The 19978-nt window shown below is 41.4% G+C and carries 17 protein-coding genes; 8 read left to right on the forward strand and 9 right to left on the reverse strand.

The window, feature by feature from the left end; genetic code table 11:
- Nucleotides 1–293: 293 nt before the first annotated feature.
- Both LC586_RS31070 and LC586_RS31075 read right to left on the reverse strand, forming a co-directional pair.
- The gene (locus LC586_RS31070; protein WP_229489237.1) at nt 294–692 is read right to left on the reverse strand and encodes a KTSC domain-containing protein; all 399 of its coding nucleotides are present in this window, start codon (nt 690–692) and stop codon (nt 294–296) included.
- A gap of 685 nt (nt 693–1377) precedes the next feature.
- The gene (locus LC586_RS31075; protein ID WP_233715743.1) at nt 1378–3000 is read right to left on the reverse strand and encodes a 2-isopropylmalate synthase; all 1623 of its coding nucleotides are present in this window, start codon (nt 2998–3000) and stop codon (nt 1378–1380) included.
- A gap of 89 nt (nt 3001–3089) precedes the next feature.
- On the opposite strand from LC586_RS31075, the gene LC586_RS31080 reads away from it, so the two are divergent.
- Both LC586_RS31080 and LC586_RS31085 read left to right on the forward strand, forming a co-directional pair.
- A complete protein-coding gene (locus LC586_RS31080) occupies nt 3090–3770 on the forward strand; it encodes a GntR family transcriptional regulator (RefSeq protein WP_229489239.1) in 681 nt (226 codons plus the stop codon).
- A 188-nt stretch (nt 3771–3958) separates the two neighbouring features.
- Nucleotides 3959–4402: a (2Fe-2S) ferredoxin domain-containing protein gene (locus LC586_RS31085; RefSeq protein ID WP_229489241.1), complete on the forward strand. Its 444-nt coding sequence runs from the start codon at nt 3959–3961 to the stop codon at nt 4400–4402.
- A 306-nt stretch (nt 4403–4708) separates the two neighbouring features.
- Here the strand turns inward: LC586_RS31085 and LC586_RS31090 are convergent, their stop codons facing one another.
- Nucleotides 4709–5245, reverse strand: a complete 537-nt coding sequence (locus LC586_RS31090) for a nucleotidyltransferase family protein (RefSeq protein WP_229489242.1) — start codon at nt 5243–5245, stop codon at nt 4709–4711.
- Nucleotides 5246–5428: 183 nt separating this feature from the next.
- Between LC586_RS31090 and LC586_RS31095 the strand changes: the two genes are divergently transcribed.
- The gene (locus tag LC586_RS31095) at nt 5429–6697 is read left to right on the forward strand and encodes a plasmid pRiA4b ORF-3 family protein (protein WP_229489244.1); all 1269 of its coding nucleotides are present in this window, start codon (nt 5429–5431) and stop codon (nt 6695–6697) included.
- A 520-nt stretch (nt 6698–7217) separates the two neighbouring features.
- Complete coding sequence (cobO, locus tag LC586_RS31100) at nt 7218–7895, forward strand: cob(I)yrinic acid a,c-diamide adenosyltransferase (protein ID WP_229489246.1); 678 nt, start codon at nt 7218–7220, stop codon at nt 7893–7895.
- Nucleotides 7896–7903: 8 nt separating this feature from the next.
- On the opposite strand, the gene LC586_RS31105 is transcribed toward cobO, so the two are convergent.
- The 5 genes from LC586_RS31105 to LC586_RS31125 all read right to left on the reverse strand — a co-directional run bounded on the left by LC586_RS31105 (nt 7904) and on the right by LC586_RS31125 (nt 14929).
- Complete coding sequence (locus LC586_RS31105) at nt 7904–8605, reverse strand: hypothetical protein (RefSeq protein ID WP_229489248.1); 702 nt, start codon at nt 8603–8605, stop codon at nt 7904–7906.
- 1344 nt (nt 8606–9949) lie between these two features.
- The gene (locus LC586_RS31110) at nt 9950–10219 is read right to left on the reverse strand and encodes a type II toxin-antitoxin system ParD family antitoxin (RefSeq protein WP_229489250.1); all 270 of its coding nucleotides are present in this window, start codon (nt 10217–10219) and stop codon (nt 9950–9952) included.
- A 542-nt stretch (nt 10220–10761) separates the two neighbouring features.
- Nucleotides 10762–11745: an RNA polymerase sigma factor, RpoD/SigA family gene (locus LC586_RS31115; protein WP_229489252.1), complete on the reverse strand. Its 984-nt coding sequence runs from the start codon at nt 11743–11745 to the stop codon at nt 10762–10764.
- A 543-nt stretch (nt 11746–12288) separates the two neighbouring features.
- Complete coding sequence (locus tag LC586_RS31120) at nt 12289–14019, reverse strand: helicase HerA domain-containing protein (RefSeq protein ID WP_438822950.1); 1731 nt, start codon at nt 14017–14019, stop codon at nt 12289–12291.
- Nucleotides 14020–14134: 115 nt separating this feature from the next.
- Nucleotides 14135–14929: a glutathione S-transferase gene (locus LC586_RS31125; RefSeq protein WP_229489256.1), complete on the reverse strand. Its 795-nt coding sequence runs from the start codon at nt 14927–14929 to the stop codon at nt 14135–14137.
- 734 nt (nt 14930–15663) lie between these two features.
- Between LC586_RS31125 and LC586_RS31130 the strand changes: the two genes are divergently transcribed.
- Nucleotides 15664–16506, forward strand: a complete 843-nt coding sequence (locus LC586_RS31130) for a fasciclin domain-containing protein (RefSeq protein ID WP_229489258.1) — start codon at nt 15664–15666, stop codon at nt 16504–16506.
- Nucleotides 16507–16823: 317 nt separating this feature from the next.
- Nucleotides 16824–16967 carry a metallothionein gene (locus tag LC586_RS31135; protein ID WP_438822951.1) on the forward strand — a complete coding sequence of 48 codons (144 nt, stop codon included), beginning with the start codon at nt 16824–16826 and terminating at the stop codon, nt 16965–16967.
- Between the two features lie 268 nt (nt 16968–17235).
- Here the strand turns inward: LC586_RS31135 and hemL are convergent, their stop codons facing one another.
- On the reverse strand, nt 17236–18534 hold the full coding sequence (gene hemL / locus LC586_RS31140; RefSeq protein WP_118165119.1) for a glutamate-1-semialdehyde 2,1-aminomutase: 1299 nt from the start codon (nt 18532–18534) through the stop codon (nt 17236–17238).
- A gap of 105 nt (nt 18535–18639) precedes the next feature.
- Here hemL and LC586_RS31145 point away from each other — a divergent pair, with 105 nt between their 5' ends.
- Together LC586_RS31145 and hisIE are read left to right on the forward strand one after the other, a co-directional pair.
- Entirely contained in the window at nt 18640–18828 is a 189-nt protein-coding gene (locus LC586_RS31145) for a ChaB family protein (RefSeq protein WP_174712345.1), read from the forward strand.
- 100 nt (nt 18829–18928) lie between these two features.
- Nucleotides 18929–19579 carry a bifunctional phosphoribosyl-AMP cyclohydrolase/phosphoribosyl-ATP diphosphatase HisIE gene (gene hisIE / locus LC586_RS31150; RefSeq protein WP_229489262.1) on the forward strand — a complete coding sequence of 217 codons (651 nt, stop codon included), beginning with the start codon at nt 18929–18931 and terminating at the stop codon, nt 19577–19579.
- The last annotated feature ends 399 nt before the right edge of the window (nt 19580–19978 follow it).

Consider the following 19978-nt stretch of genomic DNA (forward strand, 5'->3'; position numbering starts at 1 on the left):
ATCTTGTGGAACGTCAAAAGCTCTTTGGATTAGTCAAAACCAGGCGTAAGCGCCATCGACAGATTGACGCTTACACCCAACAAATTTGGGCTTTATCCTCTTAAGTTGACACCAATGGGCAAAGACATGCCCCTACACCTTGCGATGTAATGTTGTACCGCATCTGAATGGGAACCGCTATAATGCTTTTGGGTAAAACAAGGATTTTTTAGGATAAAAGCAATCAAGGATTAAAATTCTCTTGCCATAAGTTAAGTGGGCAAGAAAAATTTAACAAGACGGCGAGTAGCGATTCATCCTATACAGTCATATCTACCTTTAATCTCTTGATTGAAAAAGCTGCCAATTGAGTCAGAGGCATGTAAATCTTCCCAAGTATCCTCGTCTACGCCTAAGTACTGATAAACACCTCCATTTTGAAACTCAACTTGCAAAATGTGTTCGTCGCGATCGTAGCCTACAGCGATCGCCATTGATGAGCTAACTGGTAACATAGCAATTGGTTCTTCAAAGGATAGTGCAGGCGTTTGGGCTATCGCCTCGTTCAGTTCTTGCAATCCTTCATAAGCTTGTACTGGCGCTGGAATTTCCAAAAACTCTAGTTCGTTGCCTCGATCGAGCAACAACTGCAAATATCCATCAGAGTGAGCGATCGCTATTAAACTGCTCAAGTCTACCTTAGATAGCTTCATTAATTTTGTACTCTCTTGTTGGCGTAGTCGGGAGTTTAAAGTTTTATGCAACACGTAAATATTTTTATAGTACAAAAATACTATAAAAACATTTCGCTGTCAAGTTGTTTTCTACCAAGAGAGAATTTACTGATGCCAACTGTATTACTCTAATAACTTCTTTCTTTGTTTCTTTGTTTCTTTGTTTCTTTGTTTCTTTGTTTCTTTGTTTCTTTGTTTCTTTGTTTCTTTCTTTCTTTGTTTGTTTGTTTCTTTCTTTCTTTCTTTCTTTCTTTGTTTCTTTCTTTCTTTGTTTGTTTCTTTCTTTCTTTCTTTCTTTCTTTCTTTGTTTCTTTGTGTCCTTTGCGTCCTTTGCGGTTCGTTTTTCTTATACTTAAATATTCTTTAGCGCATCTTCATACAAAATTGGTATTACATTTACATAATGCTAGAACACTGATCAGTACTCAAAGAGGTAAAGAACATGTCATAACAGACCTTTATTCAAACTGACTTTGAGCGATGCCTACGGCGGGCTACGCCTACGCTCGACATTGAGCAGTTTCCTGGCGCTAAGTTTTTCCCGATTCGGCTTGGGCTAATGGGCGTGTTTAAGTCCCATTAGTTGTGCAACCAAAAACCTTGTAGAGACGTAAAATTTTACGTCTCTACATGATTCATACCTGTATTCAGGAACGCATCTGATCTACCCAGAGACAACAGCAGAGTTTATCTCATGAAACTCGGATTTCTCAGTTTGCAAATAACGATAAAGACGATTCAGGGCGTTGATATGAGCGTAAGCTGCGGCTACCACGATATCAGTATCAGATGCTTGTCCAGAGAATATCCGCTCTTGATGTTTCAAGCGAACTGTAACTGTTCCCAGTGCATCAATTCCTCCAGTCACAGATTGGACAGAAAATTCAATCAGTTGATTGGGTATTTTCACTAATTGATTGATTGCTTGATACACTGCATCCACTGGGCCAGTGCCTACACTCGCATCTGTGAGGATTTTGCCTTCAGGAGTGACAATTGTAATAGTTGCAGTTGGGCAAGTGCAGTCACCGCAGATTACCTGGACATGTTCGATTTGGAAGCCACTTTCTACTTGAATCTGCGTTTCATCTCGAACGATCGCTTCTAAATCCCAATCTGAGATTTCTTTTTTCTTATCGGCGACTTCTTTGAATCGATTGAAGGCTTTATTCAAGTCTGCCTCGTTCAATTCAAACCCCAATTCCTTAAGCCTGGTACGAAAAGCATTTCTTCCAGAGTGCTTGCCTAAAACAATGCGATTTTCTGGCAAACCGATCGCAGCAGCTTCCATAATTTCATAAGTCTGGCGATGTTTGATGATCCCATCTTGGTGAATACCAGACTCATGGGCGAAAGCGTTTGCTCCTACGATCGCCTTATTAGGCTGAATCAGCATTCCGGTTAATTGGGAAACCAAGGATGAGGTTTTGTAAATCTCCTGAGTCTTAATATTAGTCAGGGGTGTATCACCATCAACTGGACGACCAAAGTAAGGGTTGAAAAATGGTTTGCGAACCTGCAACGCCATCACAATTTCTTCTAAAGCTGCATTACCTGCTCGTTCCCCAATGCCATTAATGGTACATTCCACCTGACGCACGCCATATTCAATTGCTGCCAAAGCGTTAGCTGTCGCCAAACCCAAATCATTTTGAGTGTGAATGGAAAGAATCACCCCATCGATATTAGGAACATATTCTCGAATTCCCTGAATCAGAGTTCCGATTTCTTTGGGTGTGCAATAACCAACGGTATCAGGAATGTTGATTGTAGTTGCACCTGCTGCGATCGCTCTTTCCAAAACTTGATAGAGAAACTCTGGTTCAGTGCGGCTAGCATCCATTGGCGAAAATTCTACATCGTCTACAAACGACTTGGCATAGGCAACCATTTCTGATGCGATCGCTAATACATCGCTGCGAGATTTTTTCAACTGATATTTCAGGTGAATATCAGAGGTAGAAATCATTGTGTGGATTCTGGGACGAGCCGCTCCCTTCAAAGCTTCGGCGGCGGCGTGAATATCTTGGCGAATGGCTCTGGCTAAACTGCAAATGATTGGCCCACCGGGTATTCCGACTTGTTCAGCAATGGTTTTAACAGCTTGAAAATCTCCCGGACTAGCAACGGCAAAACCTGCTTCAATCACATCGACACCAAGGAGAGCTAGTTGATGAGCGATCGCCAGCTTTTCTTCTACATTCAGGGTTGCGCCCGGTGACTGTTCGCCATCCCGTAGCGTGGTGTCGAAGATGATAACTCGGTCTGGTTGAGATGCGATGCTCATAATTGTCTCCCGTGGTATTGAAGGGATGTTTAAAAAACTTACTTTGGATATTGTATACAATTTTTCGTATTTTGTATACAATATAAAATATGAGCTTAAATGACTTGGCAGCGAATGTGCTGCAACAACAACGCAGTACCCCAGATTTAATTGCCGATGCTTTGCGGGAAGCGATTCTGTGCGGCATTTTTCAAGAAAGACAATCCCTGAGACAGGATGAAATCGCCACTCAGTTTGGAGTTAGTCGCATTCCCGTGCGCGAAGCGCTCAAGCAGCTAGAAGCAGAAGGATTGGTGACACTGCATTTAAATCGTGGTGCGATCGTATCGGTGTTGACAGCACAAGAGGCGCAAGAAATTTGTGAGATTCGTAGCGCCTTAGAAGTAAAAGCGATACAGTTGGCAATACCCAAGTTCAGGGAAACAGATATAGAAAAAGCTGCTGTGATTCTGGAAGCGACAGATCAAGCAACTGATGCAGGTGTGTTAGCGAAACTCAACTGGGAATTTCACGCGACGCTGTACACCACTGCTGAACGTCCCCGCTTACTGACAATGATTAAAACTTTACACGTTAATTGCGATCGCTATGTCCGGGTACAATTAGCGCAGATGGATTACCAAGAGCGATCGCAAAAAGAACACTATCAACTCCTAGATGCTTGTCAAAAGCAAGATACAAAAACTGCTGTCAGGTTACTAAAACGACACATTGACTCCGCAGGAGAACAGCTAATTGCATACTTGCAGCAAATTGCTCAGAAACGCTGATTATTTAATGATCTACCAGAACAGACTAAACGGGAAATTTCCACTATTCTGTTCAATAAACCTCTCCCTACCTTGAACTAAAGTTCAACTCTATCCCTCCCTTTCCGCCTCGGAGAGGGACGGTTTTACGTAGTAAAACCAGGGAGAGGTCTTTTTAAGTTGTTGAGAGAAATAGGTAGGGATCGTCCATGAAAAAACTGATCCAGCGTATTAAAAGATTGCTGCAACGCATCTTCAAGAGGTTTGCATCCAATTCTCAGCAGACATCGCCTTTAATAAATTCTCGTCCATTAGAAACTTCTATCAAGAGTGTTTCTCCCCGATGGGAATCTGGTTTAGTGCTTGTGTGTTCACAATGTGCAAACGAGCGCTCAAATAGTTTTCATCCAACTAGCAAAAGCTCAACGGCTTCCGAAGACTTAGAGAATTGGTTAAAATCTCGTTTAAAATTTGAGGGATTATGGGGAGAATTTCGGGTTGTTAGCACCAGTTGTTTAGGGATTTGTCCAAAATCCGGCATTACTGTCGTTATTGTAAGTAATGGAAGTGGCGGAAATAGTCCATGCTTAATTGTAAATCCTCACAGCGATCGCAAACTTCTTTACTCACACATAAAACAGAATAAAGAATGATTTTGCAGCTTTGTCAAAACTTAGATTAGGATATTTTTTCATTAAATTATTGAATGCCAAACTGTGTTTTATATTGCACTATGGTCTGATTTCGCGCTGTTTGAGGTTGCGTTGAGAGAGGAGGCGGAGTACTCGAAGTGCAAGGTTAATAGCCCAAGTCCACGCTTAGTGGACTAAAACCCTTTATCAGTCGTCTTGAGACGACTTTAGCTATTAGCCTCAGAATTCATTCTGAGGCGGTTGTTGGAACTGGTGCAAGATATTTAGTTGTAACCCAAACCAATGGCTACAACCCGACTATAACTTTTACGCCAACCGCAGATAAGGACATTTTTGCAAGAATGTAGATGCCTTATTGTGGGCATCTACGTTATCAGTATGTGCTGGCGTAGGTCGAATAATGCCACCAAATAAGTCATCTAACCCGTAGGGAGTAAAAAATTGCCATTGCCCTTGTGCATCTAGTCGAACTCCTACAGCAGTAGCAGTGTGCAGCCAATCTGTGATGCCATCCTCCGTACTAGTGTAGGGTCTATTACCAAGCCGCCAACGAGCAAAACTAGCTTGATTTTTTACATCAAACTGGTCATGAGGAAATTGTTCTGTGAGAGTCGCCTTTGCTGCTAGTTCTTGAGAACGGTTTCCCTCTATATCAAAGAATGCAATATCAAAATCTTTAATACCCAATCCACACTCATTGCCAAAAATTGAAGACCAAACAGTGTTTCGGACTGCACCCCCGGCTAACCACCAGTTAGGTATATTTAGTTGAGCGATCGCTCTTAATACTGTATCAATAGGTGTATCAGCTAAAATCATCTGTAGACGAGTGTTACTATTCATATCAAATTCCTGGGATTCTTAACTAGAAGGTGAAAATATTATTCACATCTCATTAAGCTTACGGTCTTGATAGACCCACTGTGATACTTGGCAGGTAAAGGTTTATTAGGGTAACTGCTGAAGTCATAGTATAGAGAACAGGGTTTTACGGAAGGTTAAATTGTGAATTTATAATTTTTATTTATGGAAGATTTATTTGCGCGGCTAGAACGCACATTCAATCCTGAACTACCTTCCCTAACAGAGTCACAACAACAACTTCTACAAGAACTCAGCATTGATGAAAATCAACCTGGTACGATTCTGCATGACTTTCAAACCCTAATAGAATTCTTGCAACCAAATGGAGTGGAAGTTAGTAGTGTTAATAACCTTTTACCACTGAAAGTACTATCAGAAGTTAATTCTCGGTTAAGTCACCCAATTGAAACTAAACTCAAACGCCCCGTCCAGAAATCATACCCCTACATTAATGGACTATATCTGTTATTACGCAGTTCTGGGATAGCCCAAATTAGATCCGAAGGTAAGAAGCAAATTTTATTATTAGACACAGCCACCTTAGAATCATGGTCAAATCTCAATCCAACAGAACGCTATTTCAACTTATTAGAAGCCTGGTTGATTTGGGGAAATAACGAAATTTTGGGTGAGCATCAAGACTCATTTGGTAATTTATTTAGATGTATTCAACTTTGGCCTCGCGTCCCAGATAAAGGGTTAAAATTTCCTAAATATGAAGACCAACACAATATTAGTTATTACCCTGGTTTGCATAACGTTGCCCTGTTAGAGTTATTTGGATTGTTATCTATCAAGCAGGTAAAACCGCAAGAAGGTAAGGGGTGGCGTATTACCAGTTTACAACGCTTGCCTTTTGGGGATGCTCTGTTACAATTATTATTTCCGCTAGGGATACGAGGAGAATTACAGGATGATATAAATGTTAATTTTGGAAAATTGCAGTCACACTTACAACCCTTTTTTCCAGAATTGGAACATAACTTATTTGTTCCACAGCAAGGCTTCACTGATGGTATTTATATTTTTAAAGTGTCTATTTCTCACGCTTGGAGACGCATTGCCATCCCAGCGAAAAAAACATTAGGCTGGCTAGCAGAAACAATTCTTGATGCTTTTGATTTTGACTACGACCATTTATATGAGTTTAGTTATAAAGACCGTTTTGGTCGCACAATTAAAATAGGTCATCCCTACATGGAAACACCCCCATTTGCTGACCAAGTGCAGATTGGTGACTTGCCTCTAGAACCGGGTGCTAAAATTACTTATCTTTATGATTTTGGTGACAACTGGAAATTTGATGTGCAGTTAGAAGCAATTAATCAGCCCGATAATAAAATCAAAAAACCAAAGATTTTAGAAGTTCACGGAAATGCACCTCAACAATATTGGAGTGAGGATGAAGATGAGGAGAATGAGGCAGAGTAATTGCAATACGGTTTGGTTAAGAATATTTGTAGGTTGGGTTGAACGAAGTGAAACCTAACAAACCCAACATATTGTGGGGTTTCGTTCCTCAACCCAACCTACACATTTTCATTTTTTGGGCTTAACCGAACCGTATTGAGAGTAATTGTACTATTTTAGTAACTCAATTTCTACAATAGTACTCCTGGTAAAACTAATGTAACTTTCTAAACAAGTGATGAAATGATAATCTTTATCCTAACTAACTGGTCTGTCGAAGTAAATCTTAGTAAAATGATTTAATAAACCTATTAAATTATTTAAAATAGCAATATTGAACTCAAATTATAACCTTAGTTTGTATATCATAGAGTTTTACTTAGTTGTTTGCCAATGATGTTAAAAAATCTAACACGGTATCAATATTTTTCCATAAAATCTTACTGGACATATTCAATTATGTCATTTCAGTAAAATCAGAGAATAAACTGAATTTCAGTTCATTATTGAAAGTTTTAACAGTTATTTGCACACAAAATTGATGAAAAACGATACACCAGAAGAATTAAACCCAGACAAAGAGATTGGACGCTTGATTGATGAAGTTATGTCTTCATCTCTGACTGATGAACAGTATCGCAAAAAGATGCAGCGACGCAAAGAAGTGCAGGATCAACGCATAGCACAAGCTGTACCTGAAAAAGGATTAATTATTGTAAATACTGGTAATGGTAAAGGTAAAACTACTGCTGCTTTGGGGATGGTGTTACGATCGCTTGGTCACGGGTATAAAGTAGCGATCGTCCAATTTATCAAAGGTAGTTGGGAACCTTCAGAAAAAAGGGTTTTCAGTTATTGGGAAGACCAGTTAGAATTTCACGCAATGGGCGAAGGCTTCACCTGGGAAACTCAAGACCGCGATCGCGATCTCGACAAAGCTAGCGCCGCTTGGCAAAAATCATTAGAATATATTCGCAACCCAGACTTTCACATGGTGTTGTTAGATGAAATCAATATCGCCCTCAAAATGTCTTACCTAGAAGTAGAGGATGTTTTGGCAGGTTTGGCGCAAAAACCAGCTGATAAGCACGTTATTCTCACAGGTAGAGGCGCACCTGCTGCTTTAATTGAGCGTGCTGATCTGGTAACCGAAATGACCCTAGTTAAGCACCCTTTCCGCGATCAAGGTGTTAAAGCGCAACCAGGAATTGAGTATTAACTTGAAGATTACTTGCACATTTGCAACGTGCGGCGATCGCTAGCAGTGATAGAATTTAAGCGATGAAAGTCTTGCAGAGCCACTGAGTAAGGATAACTGCTTAACTCATCTTCACTCACTTGAGGCAGTCTATTGCTTGCAGCTACCTGATTCGACTGAGCAGAACTGGCTTGATTTGACGAACTATTAACCGTCATCGCCAACTCTCCTGATGGGTTGAGTGTACCCTGAAAACAATTAAACTCTGATTGGGGCATATACAATGCACCAGTGATCTTTTCCTGCTGCTTTTGAAATATGATGTAACCTTGACCAAGCTGGTTTGATTTTGGGGATTGACCATAGAGGTAAATCCCATCTTTTACAGGAAAATCCACTTTTGGTAATACTCCTGCGTCTTTTGTAGCTCCCTGAGAACCTGGAACCAACGCTGTGGTTGTAGGTAATGTTTTTCCACTCTGATGGCCAAAAAGCCCTCTATCTCCAGAAGTTGCATTAAGTTGACTTCTCTGCTCTCTAACTCTTCTTAGCTGCGACAGAAGAGAGTTGTCGGTGGTTTTCTGAATCTGAGCCGATGATAATGAAGAATTTGTAACTGGTACTACTTGAGTCTGCTTGGCTATAAAGCCCAAACCGAGAAGTAAGCCTAAGCCTGCGAGAGAAATTCCCCATTGACGGGGAGATAAGAACTGATGAAGGTTGTTAAGCACCCTACTTCTCCTGTTAAAAAACGAACTAAGTTATTTATAACTTACTTAAATTATCACCCAGTCTTAATTGTCAAAGACTTTGTTTACAACTTATATTACTATTGTCCAAAAAAGAAAACTGTCAAAAACTGAAGTTTTTATTTAATTTAGCTCAACAACCTTAGATTACCAGGGAGCATCCCAATGCAAGCAAATTTACCAAGTTAGCAGGTAGTCATTGCGCCCTTAAAAAGGGGGAAAATAAGGCATTTTTAGCCCCCCTTAAAAAGGGGGGTTGGGGGGATCGACTCTTAACCGAGCAGTATTGGATTGCACCGCTATTGGTTTACCATTAGGTAGCCCTTGTAGCAAATCGCTCCCTTGTTGCTTTCATAAAAAAGGATTACACCTTAGCTGAGTACTGAGTTTTGATGATAAATTTCTTACTCAATTATAAGTAATAGTCCTACAGTCAAAACAATTCTGGTACTTGCAGCTAGTCCCGTAGATAAAGCAAGACTGCGCCTAGACGTGAAAGTGCGTGAGATTGAGAAAGGGTTGCGACGGTGTAAATATCGTGACCAAATTAAGTTGCAATCTTGATGGGTTGTGGGGGTTTGGATAAAATCATCCCGGGAGCATCCCACTTTTTTACATGTCATTGCGAGGAACGAAGCAATCGCAAAATTCTTCAGGTCAAAACGAGTCCATGAGATTGCTTCGTCGTTCCTCCTCGCAATGACAGTTATTCTCTCATTGCAAAATAAAAACTGGGATGCACCCCACGCGATTCGCCTAGACTAAAATTCATATTAAATTAAGTAAAAATGCCTGATTCCTTACTCAAAAGCAGCTTTTACTTCTTCAAAAGCAGCTTTTAATTTCGCATTTTAGTGTTTTCCACAAACAAAAGCAGCTTTGACTTTCTCATTTTAGTGTTTTCCACAAACAAAAGCAGCTTTTACTTCTTCAAAAGCAGTTTTTAATTTCGCATTTTAGTGTTTTCCACAAACAAAAGCAGCTTTTACTTCTTCAAAAGCAGCTTTTAATTTCGCATTTTAGTGTTTTCCACAAACAAAAGCAGCTTTTACTTTCTCATTTTGGTGTTTTCCGCAAGTAAAAGTAGCTCTTACTTTCTCAAAAGAAGCTTTTACTTTCTCAATTGCCTGAATGTTTTCTCATTTGAGTAATTCACGCATTCATTTTGGTATATCATTGAGCCGATAGAAAATCAAATAATCATCTACAGGAAAGCTACGTAACAAAGGTAAAAGTTCACAGCATCAAAACTACTGTTGTCAGCAACATAATCAATCATGCTCTCAATATCCCCACTTGCAGGAGCAGTAAATCTACAAATATTGCTCATTCACCAGTCTGCTGACGACGCTGCTGTAGCTTCTGTTCTAGTTGATGAAAAACCGTTTCCCCATCCATCACTTCCCCACGTTCCGAAGCTTCGACCCCAACCATGATTTCTCGTCGCAATTCTTCAAATCTACCCTTATAAATAGATTCGCTTTCCTCCAGGAGTTTAATACCCGCAACAATCACTTCCTCTGTGGAGGCATACTTACCACTGGCAACTTGACTTTGGATAAATTGCTCTAATTCTGGAGTAAAGGAGATATTCATATATACTATCTACCATAGTAAACCTCATCTAAGTTGAGAACCGTAGTTTTTGCCCTCACCCTAAATCCCTCTCCCAGATATGGGAGAGGGACTTTGAAATTCTGGCTCCCCGAATCCCAAATCTGGGGGATAGGTTGGGGGATGAGGGCAAATCCTTTTCATCACCGAAGAACTACAGGTTTCAAGATAGACGCGGTTTATGTGCCTTTATGTTTCTATTTTAAAGTCTTGCCGGATTTTGGTAATTAATAGACCTCTTGCATAAATCAAAAATAAAGAACCCCACCCCGCATTTGCTGACGCAAACGCTCCCCTCCCCGCAAGCGGGGAGGGGTTGGGGGTGGGGTGTTAGGGACTTTTGCAAGAGGTCTAATGATGGGCTTGCATCCGGTGACAATGCGATCGCATCCGACCTACAACCATTAAAATCAGTAGGGGTAACCCAAGCGTAATTGGGTTATCAGCATAAAAAAATCGCCCCCTGAATTCAGGGGGCGCATCACCAAGGTGGTGTAGAGACGCGGCATTTCGCGTCTCTCGTTTTAACTAGCAACGTACTCTTGGACATTGGCACGACGGCGACGCAGATGAGCCAAAGCTTGATGCTCTAACTGACGGACGCGTTCACGGCTGAGATTCAATCTCTCACCCACTTTCGCCAATGACATTTCATTACCATCTTCTAAACCAAAGCGTAGGGCTAAAACTTGTCGCTGTTGCGGAGTAAGTTCTGCTAGCAGGTTGTTCAAGTCTTGGCGTAAGAATTCCTGGTTGGTGTAATACTCTGGCGATGGGCCGTCATCTTCGAGCATTTCTTGCAACTCAGTATCCTGGTTATCGCCAACTTTAACATCCAAAGACACTGGTTGACGCGCCATGTTCAGGTACTCGCGGATCTGAGCAGGTTCTATTTCCAGTTCTTTGGCAATTTCTGCTGGAGTGGGCGATCGCCCCAAGGTTTGAGCCAATTCGCGCTGCACTTTTTTGATTTTATTCAGTTTTTCGGTAATGTGGATTGGTAAGCGGATGGTGCGACCTTGTTGAGCGATCGCACGAGTAATCGCTTGGCGAATCCACCAGTAAGCATAAGTCGAGAACTTATAACCCCTCATTGGGTCAAATTTCTCTACACCCCGCTCTAATCCTAGTGTTCCTTCCTGGATTAAATCCAGAAACTCCATATTCCGCTTTTGGTACTTTTTAGCAATAGCAACGACCAAGCGCAAATTCGCTTCGATCATTTTTTGCTTTGCCCGCTTCCCTTGCGCCACCGTTTGTTGTATCTCGGTTTCCGATTGTTGAACGTGGTCAGCCCACTCTGACATATCCGGTTCGCGGTGCAGTTTCTTCGCCAAAGCTTCCTTGGCGTCGATGAACTTCATCATTTGTTGCACCTGCTTCCCATAGACAATCTCTTGTTCACGGGTTAGCAGTGGTACACGACCAATTTCTCGCAGATAGGTTCGCACCATATCAGCCGTGAATTTGGTATTGAGGTTTTCCGTTTGGGTGTTGACAGTAGGCATTGATGTGTTATCCTCTACTCCGTAAACACAATGTATGTTTTCTTACTAAAATCTATGGAGAAAGGTAGTACATCTATCACGAAATATCGGGAGCTATCAAAAGCAATTATCAATTGATCTAGCCGTTGTTCAGACGGTAAACTCCCAATGATAGGTTCCCCTACCTTCCCTAAATTTTCAATCTTTATATAAGCACGCTGGTTGTTTTTCAGAATTCTTCTTTTAGGCAGTTACTGATAGTACCTGCAAATCCGAAGTCGGTATGAGTTCTGCTTATCTTTATAGTACGATAAATCAGGCAAATAGTAAAGTATTTTAAGACAAAATCTTTAATTATAATTCAAAATTGCCGATTTGCAAAAAAAAATTAAACTTCCTTGAAATTACTGACTATATCTATAGTGACGCCAAAAACCCCTCTTCTGTTGCCAAAACTAGCCGGATAACCGAACTTAATTTCCTGCCAGAATGGAGGGATGTTACGAATTGGGCATGGGGCAGGGGAAAATAACTAATGACTAATGACTAATGACTAATGACTATCTAGAATCCCAAGTCAGCTTTGGCTAGTTCAGCAGCAGCGAATACTTCTGCATCAGGTTTTTCTTCCCAGGCTGGTTCACCAATTTCTTCGTAAAAAGTCGCGTCGTAAGGACGGGTACGTACTACTACTGGCATAGGAACAGCGTGACCCAAAATTAAAGCTTGTTGCTTAGAGTCTAACTTTGCCAATACCGATCGCAGTCCGCTACCACCAGATACACCTGTAAAAATCGCGTCAATGTCTTTTTCATCATTAAGCAAAGCGGTAATCCGAGTTCCAATCTGGGACATGACTTCATTATCAATACCCGATGGGCGTTGATCAACTACCAAAAGTGTGACGAAATACTTCCGCAATTCCCTGGCGATAGTCCCAAAGATAGTACTTTGTACTACTCCTGGGTCTAGAAAACGGTGCGCTTCTTCAATGGTAATCATCAATGGCGTCGGGCGATCGCAAGGATTTTTGCTTTGCAGGAATCTATCTGCTTTTTTGACGTAATGCTCGTGAATACGTCGGGTGATCATATTCGTCACCAACATATAAGAGAGCATATTAGACTGGGAACCAAATTCTATCACAACATTCTTCCCAGCTTCCAGACATTGCACAATTTTATCAATGTAATTCTGGGGACAAACCGCACGCATATACTTCAAATTATCCATACGCATCAGTTTGCGCTGTAACGCCATAATCGAGCCTTTGTGTCCCCGCTTCTCCTCGCAGAACATCTCGATTTCTTCGTTAGTCATATTCAGCAACTGGACAATCCAAGACTTGCGATACTCGCTATATAGAATATTCGCGTTATCCAGGGCTGCGTCAGAGAGTCCTAAATCTCGGCTACATAACTTAATATCTTCAACTTCAATTTGCTCATAACTCAAATAAAGTTCTTGAGCATCACGCACACCTCGGCGCTTTGTCGATTCCGGGTCGAGGGTGTAAACTTCTACCTTGCTGGGAAATAATTGCTTTAAACCCTTAACTGTATTTACGTTTTTCCCTTCTGCAACGGCTTCCCAACCATACTCAGAGTGCATATCAAAAATTAAGTTTACTGCCGCATTTTTACGGATAACGCCAGCTAAAAGTAACCGTGTTAGAAAGGATTTACCAGTACCAGATTTCCCAAAAACCCCGTTACTCCGTTCCACGAAGCGGTTTAAATCGATGCAAACGGGCACATCCATATCCAAAGGTTTGCCGATGGAAAAATTGCGCCTTTGGGGGTCATCTTCCCAACCAAATACCCGGCGAAAATCGTCAACACTTGCATCGTAAACTTGGCTAAAGTGGCTAGGAATAGTTTTAACAGGCAACAATTCCATTGTAGTACTGGTTTGTGGCACAAATGAAGCCAAACCCGTCACCGATGGGAGGAAGGGATTGGCTGATTTGCCATTTGTTGGCGAGAAAGATTCTTCAGTTTCGGGAGTGAACATCAACATCGGCGCGAGGTTGATAGTACCATAAGTACCACTTCCGGCTAAAACATCTCGTAAAAAAGTATCTTCCCAACTAGGGGGATTAGCAATAATTCGGGCATTAGCAGCTCCCAATGCTACATCTGTCAGCATACAGAAAAAGCGCGATCGCATCCCTTGCACAATGAGAAACTTACCCACCCGCATATCTTCCACAGAAATGTCAGGATGCAATCGTACTTCTAAACCTTCAGTTAGAGAACCTTGAATGACCGAACCTAATGGCTGCTCTGAATTCATGTTATTAGTCATTAGTCATTAGTCATTAGTTATTAGTCATTAGTCATTAGTTATTTTCCCCCATGCCCCATGCCCAATGCCCAATGCCCAATGCCCAATGCCCAATGCCCATTACCTAATCAATCTGAATCGAAGTTGGCGCACTTCCCGTTGGTGGAGTGGTACTGATTAATGGTTTGCGGAATTGGGCATAAAGGCGATCGCGCCAGGTAAAGAATGGTTCATAATCTATATTCTCTGAAAAGATTGGTAATCCTTTACCTCTAATAGAAGCTGGTAAATCCAGATAGGGGCCAGAGGGGAACTTGAGCAATATCGATAAACCAGCTACTGCCAAGTCAGCTAAAGTTGGCTCATCTCCTGTTAAATAAGGACTATCTGCCAATAATAACGTTACCGCTTCCAAGTCTTGCTTTAAAGATGCGATCGCTGACTTTATCACATCTGGAGTATAACCTACCCCAAAACCCAATACTGACAGCAAGTCAGTGGGTACTCCTTCAACCAGACTTTTAAATATATCTGGTGTTGAGGTGGGTAATAAAGACTTGCGGAAATTTTGATCTTGACTTATGGCTGCAAATAGTGCTTTGCGACCTTTAATGCCTATAGACTCATCAGCCCATTCTTCTATTAATAAAGTTAAACCCCGTTTTTTCGGATCTCGCGGTATTATTGGGCGATCGGGATACTCTAAGTCTAAATACTTAGCTATTTCCGTAGAATCCGCAATATATCTATTACGATCCTTTAATACCGGGACTTGTTTCTGACCAGTCAGCCGGAATAGTTCTACCTGTCCAATCCCAGGCGTAACCTCTATTTTGCGGTAATCTAGTCCTTTAAAATCTAGAATTAGGCGCACTTTCTCTGAGTATTGAGATAGTTCCCATTGGTATAATTCCAGCATGTTGTATACCTTATAACTGGTCAACTTCTTAACTTTACAATTGTATCTTTAGTTAAAGTAATTTTTCTTTACATTAGTTGTTTTTTGTCTATCTAATTGAGATTGTGGTTGAACTGATGCCTGATTTTTAGCAAAATCATCGATTTTCAAAGTATTATTTTCTGATTAAAATATCAAATAATTAAATAATTGAATTTGGCATACATAAATAAACTTAACCGTTCAGTTGTAAGTGTTCAGCAGTTACTTTAATTTCCGTCACTGTTTAGACTACGTTAAGATATCTAGGTAATTAATTTCGTGCTTTTGTTCATTAATCAATGGTTAATTCAGAGATATCCCCTTATTCCTTATGGAATTTAGTATTTTTTGTCACCTATTGATTTACGTATAAGCTTATATATAAATTGGCTTTTAAATAGGTAAATTATTTCTCACAGCTTATTGTAACTCATACCTTGTAGATGTGAGATTTTCAGACTTTCTGATAGTTGACACTACAGCAAGTGAGGCTTTTTAACTTTTTTTTGTGTAAGGGAAAAATCTACTCATTACATAAAATATGTGCTAAATATATTTCATAATTCTCAGCGTGAGCCGACGTTTGATATTTTACCTGACCAGCACAAACTATTCTGGGGAAAAATTTTCCTTCCCCCTTAGGTTAGATTTTGTGCATAGCAAAATGTTATAAATCTTTATGTAATGTGTGGACAAAAAGAAAAATAAAATTTATGAAGACAAGTTACAGCAAATTGCTGATCACGTTGGCAGGCATAGCAGGATTTAGTAGTTTCAGCCTCGTTATTACTTTACCATCTGAAGCTAAAGAGGCACTAAATCCTAACCCCAGTATTTTTAACGAAGCTCCCTATAACAAGGGTCAACGTCTTCAAGTAAACGCTCAATACACACCTGTTGAAGCTGCTTCCGAGATAGAAAAGGGCAATACCAAACGCAAACAAGTAGCGCAGAAAGGTAGTGTAACAAATCCCAGACCAAGTATTTTCAACGAGCCGCCCTATAACCGTGGTGGTGGTAATGTTACACCTAGTGAAGTTCCACCCCGCACCCCACGTCCTACCCCTCCTACCCCGGAAACTCAACCCACTGAGACACTTCCTACAACTCCACCAAGGCCAGGGGCAAGCGACAATCAAGGTAAAAACTTGTTAGCGTTGGCAGAGTCAAACGCTTCGTTTACAACCTTAACTAAGGCTTTGAAAGCAGCAGGGTTGACTGGAGCTTTGCAAGGCAAAGATAATTTAACCATTTTTGCACCTACTGACGCAGCTTTTGCTAAGTTGCCACAAGATGCTTTGCAAGAATTGTTAAATCCAGCCAACAAAGAAGTATTGCTCAAGATTTTAAATTACCATGTAGTACCTGGTAAGGTATTGTCCACTGATTTGAAGTCTGGTGAAGTTAAAAGCCTTGAAGGTGGCGTAATCAACGTTAAAGTTGATCCTGCAACCGGTGTAACTGTTAATGATGCTAAAGTGACACAGGCAGATATCACAGGCAGTAACGGTGTAATCCACGCAATTGATCAGGTGATTTTGCCTCCTGACTTGTAGTTTTTAGGTATCAGTGCAACCTGTAGCCAACTAGGTTGATAGTAAGTATTAATAGGAAAAAATCCCGTTCAGATGTTGATTTTGGACGGTTTTTTTGTAAGAACGGTGAGTTAAATTGCTAACCCCGCCTAAAAATTAGAGGAGATTGATATTAAATTCGGCTAATCACTTATCACTAAAATCTCTTTGCATCCTCGCGTTAGCCTAAACCTAAATAATAAGTCTTTATACGAGAGCCTACCAGACAGAAACAATTCATGTATTGATTAGAATAATCTCAACAGAAAATGGAGAAAGTTATGACAACCGTAACCCAAATGAAATGCGCCTGTTCAACTTGCCTGTGTATCGTTTCACTTGAGGATGCTATTAAAGAGGACGGCAAAAACTATTGCTCTCAAGGCTGTGCTGAAGGTCACAAAACCATTAAAGGCTGTAGTCACAGCGGCTGTGGCTGTTGAGTAGTGCTGAGTTACCGTTCGCCCTTGGCGTCTCCCCAACTCTTGGAGACGCTCCTTCGCGTTGGCAGAAGTTCAGATTGTGGTGTGGGTTTTACTGCCTAACCATTTTGGAAGAACGGTTAGGCAGTAAGACAGAATATCAACGACGGAAGTTCTGATGATTGGAAGTTGACACTCTGACTTGTTGCGATCGCGCACAGGAATAATATAATTCGCAGTGAGCAACGCTGTAGGCGTTGTCTTTACTGAGTACTCAGCGCTCTTTTAGTCATAGGCTAGACATTACATCCCGTGCAACTGCTAAAGTCTGCTCAATGTCTTCTTCAGTGTGAGCAAAAGACGTAAACCCAGCTTCAAATTGAGAGGGTGCTAAGTAAACACCACGCTCTAACATACCCCGATGGAAGCGTCCGAATTTGGCTGTATCAGACTTTTTGGCATCTTCGTAGTTATGAACTGGGCCAGAGGTAAAGAATAAGCCAAACATGGCGCTGATTTGACCACCGCATACCCCATGACCAGTTTCTTTGGCAATTTGCAGCAAACCATCTGCTAGCTTCTTAGTAATCCGGTCAAGATACTCGTAAGTACCTGGCTTTTGCAGCAATTCTAAAGTCTTAATACCAGCAGTCATCGCCAAAGGATTACCAGAAAGAGTCCCAGCTTGATATACGGGGCCGGCGGGGGCAACCATTGACATAATATCTCGGCGACCGCCATAAGCTCCTACTGGCAAACCACCACCAATAACTTTACCCAAAGTCGTTAAGTCGGGAGTCACACCAAATTTTTCCTGAGCGCCACCGTAAGCAATGCGGAAACCTGTCATCACTTCGTCAAATACCAATAACGCTCCATGCTCGTGAGTCAGTTCTCGTAATCCTTCTAGGAAGCCAGCGTCAGGTGCAATAAATCCAGCATTGCCGACAACTGGCTCAAGAATTACACCAGCAATCTCGTCGCGGTTTTCTTCAAACAAGGCTTTGACGGATTCTAAGTCATTAAAAGGCGCGGTTAGAGTGGTGCTAGTTGCCGCTTTCGGAACTCCTGGTGAGTCTGGCAAGCCAAGTGTGGCAACACCAGAACCCGCCTTTACTAGAAAGGTATCGGCGTGTCCGTGATAGCAGCCTTCAAACTTGATGATTTTATCTCGTTTTGTGAAAGCCCGCATCAGCCGCAAAACTCCCATACAGGCTTCAGTTCCAGAGTTGACAAATCTGACCATTTCGATGCTAGGAACGGCATCGATTACCATTTCTGCCAAAACATTTTCTAGGACTGAAGGAGCGCCGAAACTCGTGCCTTTTTCTAAAGCTTCATGCAAGGCTGCAATTACTTCTGGATGAGCATGACCACAAATAGCTGGGCCCCAAGTGCCTACATAATCTATATATTGGTTACCATCTACATCCCAAATATATGCGCCTTTAACACGATCAAAAACGATGGGTTGTCCGCCCACAGATTTAAAGGCACGAACTGGAGAACTGACTCCTCCGGGCATCAGGTTTTGAGCAGCAGCGAAGACTTCTTGTGATTTTGTTGTTTTAATTGTGGTATTTACCAAGGTTCTCTCCTAACAGTGGGCAATAAAAAGCTCTATCTTAGGATAGTTTCAAAAACTACTTAGAATTTCTATCCTATATAAATAGCTGAACCAAAAAATAATAATATGTTATACAAGTCCAATAAAGACTTACCTTTAGATATTCAAACTAGATTATCTGAAGCATACCAGGATCTTTACCGAGCAGCTTTTAATTCGGCGATCCATTGGTATGGTGAAGCCTCAAAAGCTCACAAAGTGGCTTTGAGTGCTGTAAAGATGCAGTCTGCTATGGAACGCAATGTTCTTGTTTAGAGCTAGATAAAATAGTTCAATTAAAAAAACATGCCAGTTGCCCTATTGAGAATGGTATCGTGAATCCATGAATTATTCTCATTAGAGCAAACTAGCTGGTATGTCTTCTAACGATTCGCACTCTCTGCATTACGCTATCCCTGTTGAGGAAATTCGCTACGATGAACGGGGTCTAGTGCCTGCAATTGTCCAAGATTATTTGGATGGTACTGTCCTGATGATGGCGTGGATGAATCAGGAGTCGTTACAAAAAACTTTAGAAACTGAAGAAACTTGGTTTTGGAGCCGTTCCCGGCAAGAATTATGGCATAAGGGGGCGACTTCTGGACATATTCAAAAAGTGCAAAGTATCCGTTATGACTGTGATAGTGATGCGCTACTCATAGGTGTAGAGCAATTAGGAGATATTGCCTGCCATACTGGAGAACGCAGTTGCTTTCACCAAATAGAAGGGAAAATTGCCCCACCACCAGGGGATACATTGTCACAATTGTTTCAAGTAATATGCGATCGCCGCGATAATCCTACTGAAAGCTCCTACACCTGTAAACTATTCGCAGGTGGCGATAACAAAATTTTGAAAAAGATTGGTGAGGAAACCGCCGAGGTGGTAATGGCCTTTAAGGATGATGAAGCAGATGCGATCGCAGGTGAAGTGGCTGATTTGCTATATCATACTTTGGTTGCCTTAGCTCACCATCAAGTTGATTTAAAATCTGTATATCGTAAGCTGCAAGAACGTCGTCAATAAAGAATGTAGGCAATTGACGAAAAGCTTAGGATCAATGGGGTATCAAGAGAAAGGCAACGCGATCGCTTTCTAGAAAAACCAGTGCCCCGCCCCCAAACGCTCCTTGCTCTTCGGAAGGGGAGCGGGGAGCGTCAGCAAATGCGCGGTAGGGTTCTTTATTTTTGATTTATGCAAGAGGTCTTTTGTCTATACGCTTGTGTAAATCCTCTTGGGCTATGGTTTTTCGGTCTTTCGACATAAAATTAACGTGAATTCGACGGCTTATTATATAGTGTCTGCTTAATTAGCTCAATCAAAAAGACCACTAAGAGATTTTACTACGCAAAATCGTCCCTCTCCGAGTCGGAGAGGGACAGCCTTGAACTTTAGTTCAAGGCAGGGAGAGGTTTGTCGAACTCA

It is taken from the genome of Nostoc favosum CHAB5714 (assembly GCF_020829495.1).
Lineage (GTDB): Bacteria > Cyanobacteriota > Cyanobacteriia > Cyanobacteriales > Nostocaceae > Nostoc > Nostoc favosum.

Bases quoted from the DNA above. Each gene is read 5' to 3' on its own strand.
- LC586_RS31110 (WP_229489250.1), bottom strand. From the start codon at position 10,219: ATGAATATCTCCTTTACTCCAGAATTAGAGCAATTTATCCAAAGTCAA.
- cobO (WP_229489246.1), top strand. From the start codon at position 7,218: ATGAAAAACGATACACCAGAAGAATTAAACCCAGACAAAGAGATTGGA.
- LC586_RS31075 (WP_233715743.1), bottom strand. From the start codon at position 3,000: ATGAGCATCGCATCTCAACCAGACCGAGTTATCATCTTCGACACCACG.
- hisIE (WP_229489262.1), top strand. From the start codon at position 18,929: ATGTCTTCTAACGATTCGCACTCTCTGCATTACGCTATCCCTGTTGAG.
- LC586_RS31120 (WP_438822950.1), bottom strand. From the start codon at position 14,019: ATGAATTCAGAGCAGCCATTAGGTTCGGTCATTCAAGGTTCTCTAACT.
- LC586_RS31145 (WP_174712345.1), top strand. From the start codon at position 18,640: ATGTTATACAAGTCCAATAAAGACTTACCTTTAGATATTCAAACTAGA.
- LC586_RS31135 (WP_438822951.1), top strand. From the start codon at position 16,824: ATGAAATGCGCCTGTTCAACTTGCCTGTGTATCGTTTCACTTGAGGAT.
- LC586_RS31095 (WP_229489244.1), top strand. From the start codon at position 5,429: ATGGAAGATTTATTTGCGCGGCTAGAACGCACATTCAATCCTGAACTA.
- LC586_RS31085 (WP_229489241.1), top strand. From the start codon at position 3,959: ATGAAAAAACTGATCCAGCGTATTAAAAGATTGCTGCAACGCATCTTC.
- LC586_RS31090 (WP_229489242.1), bottom strand. From the start codon at position 5,245: ATGAATAGTAACACTCGTCTACAGATGATTTTAGCTGATACACCTATT.
- LC586_RS31115 (WP_229489252.1), bottom strand. From the start codon at position 11,745: ATGCCTACTGTCAACACCCAAACGGAAAACCTCAATACCAAATTCACG.
- LC586_RS31080 (WP_229489239.1), top strand. From the start codon at position 3,090: ATGAGCTTAAATGACTTGGCAGCGAATGTGCTGCAACAACAACGCAGT.
- LC586_RS31070 (WP_229489237.1), bottom strand. From the start codon at position 692: ATGAAGCTATCTAAGGTAGACTTGAGCAGTTTAATAGCGATCGCTCAC.
- LC586_RS31125 (WP_229489256.1), bottom strand. From the start codon at position 14,929: ATGCTGGAATTATACCAATGGGAACTATCTCAATACTCAGAGAAAGTG.
- LC586_RS31130 (WP_229489258.1), top strand. From the start codon at position 15,664: ATGAAGACAAGTTACAGCAAATTGCTGATCACGTTGGCAGGCATAGCA.